Raw genomic sequence first — 3,680 nt, forward strand, 5'->3', positions numbered from 1 at the left:
CGCTCTACGCCACACCACCGCAAGCCCGTCGAGAATCGGTGACATCGTCGCTGCCGCACGAGTGCTCACCCATTTCGAGCAGATCGAGCTACGCAGATCTTGCTGAGATCACCTCACTGTCCGACTTTGCCGCCGGGGGCAACCCGTACGTCGATGTCTCGTCGGCTCTGCTTGATGCTCGGATCGGCGCACTCGCGCACCCGCGTGCTGCTGCTGCTCCTGACCAGGCAGTCGGCAAGGATCTCACCACCGGCGAGTATCGACGATAAATTGTCGACATGCGTGAAGTGCATGATGAGGCGATTGGTCGGCGGCGGGCGCACATGATGATCGTATCCGAACACAATCCTGGTGTATCGCTCCGGCACGGTGTCGCCGGGCGTCCACACGCCAGCGGCGAACATCATCGGGAAGAACACCAGGCAGCCGAAGCCGGACGCGGCGGTCGCGCTGGGCGTCAGCGAGGCCATCGCGCACGTGCTGACCGCCCCCGAGCAGGAATGCACCGCGAGCCCCGCGGGATGGGCCGGCGGGCGACGCCGACCGCCAACGGCACCGCCGCTTACGCCACCACCACGCCGACCAGCAGCGCCCCTACCTCCAGCACTGACGGCGAGCCATCCGGGTCAGCGGCGCCGCCCCGTCCAGTTCGCCAGGCGCTCGGTCGGGCCCGCGCCGGGGGCCGGGTCGACCGGCGGGGCGAAGGGGACGTCGCCGCCGCGGGGCTCCGCGGGGATCGCGCGCCGGGCGGCCACCAGGACGGCCTCGGCCACGGTCGGGTCGGCCTCGGAGGGCTGGCCGGTCGCGACGGCCAGGTCCCAGCCGTGCACCAGGGTCTCGCTCGTGTAGGCCCACACCGCCTGCCCGCCGGTGATCCGGCCCCACGGCACGGTGACCTCGGCCGCCAGCATGGCGTCGTCGGACCACGCGTCGAGGGCCCGCTTCGCCTCCTGCGCGTAGGCGGTGGCGAGGTCGTGGTCGGCGACATCGGTGGAGATCGTCGGGATGTCCAGGGCGGAGCCCCCCTCGGCGATCGCGACGGCCCGGCGGGCCGTGGTCACCAGGTGGCGGAGCAGGGTGCGCACGTCGTAGTCGTCGCACGGCGTCGGGTCGGAGAGCTGCTCGGGCCGCACGCCGGCCGCGAGGGAGCCGACCCAGTCCAGGGCCGTGCGGTAGGCGGGGCGGGCGTCGGGGATCGGGTTCGTCATGAGCGGGAGCCTGCCGGCCAATGGTGTCATCTCATGGCACCTTTTTCTGGGAATCTGGACCCGTGCGCGCCGACCGCCTCCTCTCGCTCGTCCTGCTGCTGCGCCACCGCGGCCGGATGACGGCCGCGGCGCTGGCCGCCGAGCTGGAGGTGTCGCGGCGCACGGTGATGCGCGACATCGAGGCGCTCTCGGCCGCCGGCATCCCGGTCTACGCCGAGCGCGGCCGGGCCGGCGGGTTCGCGCTGCTGCCGGGGTTCTCCACCGACCTCACCGGCCTCACCCCGGACGAGGCCGTCGCGCTGCTGGCCTCCCCGGCCCGGGCCACGTCCGACGCGCTGGGCATGGGCGCGGCGTTCTCGTCGGCGATCCGCAAGGTCGTCGCCGCGCTGCCGGAGGGGTCCCGGGCCCGCGCCTCGGACGCCGCGGACCGGGTGCACGTGTCGCGGCGCGGCTGGGTGCGGGAGCCGGCGTCGGTCGAGCACCTGGCGATCGTGCAGCGGGCGGTGTTCGCCGGGCACCGCGTCCACCTGCGCTACGCCTCCGCCCGGCCCGGGGCGTCGCCCGCCGAGCCGCGCTGGCGCACGGTCGACCCCATCGGCCTGGTGGAGGCGGCGGGGCAGTGGTACCTGCTCGGCCTGGACGACGGCCGGGACCGCACCTACCGCGTGTCGCGCATCCTCGACGCCGAGGAGTCGCCCGAGCCGGCCCGCCGCCCCGACGGCGTCGACGTCGCGGCCCTCTGGGAGCGCCGCCGCACCGAGTTCCTGGCCCGGCTGCCCGGCGTCGAGGCGACCGTCCGGGTGCCCGACGACATGCTCGACGAACTGGTCGCCGCGCTCCTCGAACTGCGGTCGGCGGAGCCGGACGGCGCGGGGCGCACGGTGGTGCGGGCGCGGTTCGGGGGCAAGGGGCACGCGGAGCGGGTGGTGTGGACGATGGCCCCGCACGTCGAGGCACTGGACCCGCCCTGGCTGCGCGAGGCGGTGCGGGTCCGGGCCGACGCGGTGCTCGCCCTGCACTCCTGAGCCGCGCGCCTCGCTGGATCGGGCGGGAACGCCGCAGGGGCGGCACCCGATCTCGGGTGCCGCCCCTGCGGGACGTGCGGGTACTGCGGTGGTGCCGGACTCAGAAGTCCATGCCGCCCATGCCACCGGTCGGGTCGCCGGCCGGGGCCGGGGACTTCTCCGGCTTGTCGGCGATGACGGCCTCGGTGGTCAGGAACAGCGCGGCGATCGACGCGGCGTTCTGCAGGGCCGAGCGGGTGACCTTGGCCGGGTCGATGATCCCGGCGGCGATCAGGTCCTTGTACTCGCCGGTGGCGGCGTCGAGGCCCTCACCGGAGTTGAGCCCGCGGACCTTCTCGGCCACGACCCCGCCCTCGAGACCGGCGTTGATCGCGATCTGCTTGAGCGGCGCCTCCAGGGCGACCTTGACGATGTTGGCCCCGGTGGCCTCGTCACCGTCGAGGCCCAGGCCCTCGAACAGCCCGGCGCCGGCCTGGATCAGGGCGACGCCGCCGCCGGCGACGATGCCCTCCTCGACCGCGGCCTTGGCGTTGCGCACCGCGTCCTCGATGCGGTGCTTGCGCTCCTTGAGCTCGACCTCGGTGGCGGCACCGGCCTTGATGACCGCGACGCCGCCGGCGAGCTTGGCCAGGCGCTCCTGGAGCTTCTCGCGGTCGTAGTCGGAGTCGGTGCGCTCGATCTCGGCGCGGATCTGGTTGACCCGCCCGGCGATCTGGTCGGCGTCGCCGGCACCGTCGACGATGGTGGTCTCGTCCTTGGTGACCACGACCTTGCGGGCGCGGCCCAGCAGCGACAGGTCGGCGTTCTCCAGCTTGAGGCCGATCTTCTCGGAGATCACCTCGCCGCCGGTGAGGATGCCCATGTCGGTCAGCATCGCCTCGCGGCGGTCGCCGAAGCCCGGGGCCTTGACGGCGACGGACTTGAAGGTGCCGCGCACCTTGTTGACGATCAGGGTGGCCAGGGCCTCGCCCTCGACGTCCTCGGAGATGATCGCCAGCGGCTTGCCGGTCTGCATGACCTTCTCCAGCAGCGGGAGCAGGTCCTTCACGGTGGAGATCTTGGAGGAGACCAGGAGGATGTAGGGGTCCTCCAGCTCGGCCTCCATGCGCTCGGCGTCGGTGACGAAGTAGGGCGAGATGTAGCCCTTGTCGAACCGCATGCCCTCGGTCAGCTCGAGCTCCAGACCGAAGGTCTGGCTCTCCTCGACCGTGATGACGCCTTCCTTGCCGACCTTGTCCATGGCCTCGGCGATGAGCTCACCGATGGTCGAGTCCGCGGCGGAGATCGAGGCGGTGGCCGCGATCTGCTCCTTGGTCTCGACCTCCTTGGCCGACTTCAGCAGGGCCTCGGAGACGGCCTCGACGGCCTTCTCGATGCCGCGCTTGAGGGCCATCGGGTTCGCGCCGGCGGCCACGTTGCGCAGCCCCTCGCGGACCAGCGCCTGGGC

At 72.8% G+C, this 3,680-nt stretch carries 4 protein-coding genes; 1 reads left to right on the plus strand and 3 read right to left on the minus strand.

Annotated elements, in window-relative coordinates:
• Positions 1-113 precede the first annotated feature (113 nt).
• Complete coding sequence (locus tag KIK08_RS38045) at positions 114-470, minus strand: DarT ssDNA thymidine ADP-ribosyltransferase family protein (protein WP_214408161.1); 357 nt, start codon at positions 468-470, stop codon at positions 114-116.
• 156 nt (positions 471-626) lie between these two features.
• Positions 627-1,208 (minus strand): TIGR03086 family metal-binding protein, encoded by a 582-nt coding sequence (locus tag KIK08_RS38050; RefSeq protein WP_214408162.1) that lies wholly within the window; start codon positions 1,206-1,208, stop codon positions 627-629.
• A 62-nt stretch (positions 1,209-1,270) separates the two neighbouring features.
• Between KIK08_RS38050 and KIK08_RS38055 the strand changes: the two genes are divergently transcribed.
• Positions 1,271-2,233, plus strand: a complete 963-nt coding sequence (locus KIK08_RS38055) for a helix-turn-helix transcriptional regulator (protein ID WP_214408163.1) — start codon at positions 1,271-1,273, stop codon at positions 2,231-2,233.
• A gap of 100 nt (positions 2,234-2,333) precedes the next feature.
• Here the strand turns inward: KIK08_RS38055 and groL are convergent.
• The coding region (groL, locus tag KIK08_RS38060) for a chaperonin GroEL (protein WP_214408164.1) at positions 2,334-3,680 on the minus strand (1,347 nt) is incomplete at its 5' end.

It is taken from the genome of Pseudonocardia lacus, from assembly GCF_018531445.1.
GTDB classification, from domain to species: Bacteria; Actinomycetota; Actinomycetes; order Mycobacteriales; family Pseudonocardiaceae; genus Pseudonocardia; species Pseudonocardia lacus.

Bases quoted from the DNA above. Each gene is read 5' to 3' on its own strand.
- KIK08_RS38050 (WP_214408162.1), bottom strand. From the start codon at position 1,208: ATGACGAACCCGATCCCCGACGCCCGCCCCGCCTACCGCACGGCCCTG.
- KIK08_RS38045 (WP_214408161.1), bottom strand. From the start codon at position 470: ATGGCCTCGCTGACGCCCAGCGCGACCGCCGCGTCCGGCTTCGGCTGC.